Origin of the sequence: Burkholderia sp. Bp9015, assembly GCF_003853505.1 — a bacterium.
Taxonomy (GTDB): domain Bacteria; phylum Pseudomonadota; class Gammaproteobacteria; order Burkholderiales; family Burkholderiaceae; genus Burkholderia.
Genome location: NZ_QTPZ01000097.1, coordinates 1 through 627 on the forward strand (window position 1 = coordinate 1; position 627 = coordinate 627).

1 protein-coding gene is annotated in these 627 nt (G+C 64.0%); it reads right to left on the bottom strand.

Features of this window, described 5'->3' with window-relative positions; genetic code table 11:
• Positions 1-3: 3 nt before the first annotated feature.
• On the bottom strand, positions 4-627 hold a 624-nt coding region (locus DIE12_RS37755; RefSeq protein WP_148092741.1), incomplete at its 5' end, for an amino acid ABC transporter ATP-binding protein.

Here is a 627-nt window from a genome sequence, read left to right on the forward strand (position 1 = left end):
CGCTCAGTGCAGGATTTTCGCGAGGAAGTCCTTCGCGCGGTCCGACTTCGGATTCGAGAAGAAATCGTCCTTGCGGTCGTCCTCGACGATCGCGCCTTGGTCCATGAAGATCACGCGATGGGCGACCTTCTTCGCGAAGCCCATCTCGTGCGTGACGACCATCATCGTCATGCCTTCCTGCGCGAGTTCGACCATCACGTCGAGCACTTCGTTGATCATCTCGGGATCGAGCGCGGACGTCGGCTCGTCGAACAGCATCGCGATCGGGTCCATCGACAGCGCGCGCGCGATCGCGACCCGCTGCTGCTGGCCGCCCGACAGCTGGCCCGGAAACTTGTGCGCATGCGCCTTCAGGCCGACGCGATCGAGCAGCTTCATGCCCTTCTCGGCCGCTTCGTCCTTGCCGCGGCCGAGCACCTTGACCTGCGCGAGCGTGAGGTTCCCGGCGATCGACAGGTGCGGGAACAGCTCGAAATGCTGGAACACCATCCCGACCTTCGAGCGCAGCGTCGACAGGTTCGTCTTCTTGTCGCCGACCGACTGGCCGTTCACGAGGATCTCGCCCTGCTGGAACGGCTCGAGGCCGTTCACGGTCTTGATCAGCGTCGACTTGCCCGAGCCGGACGG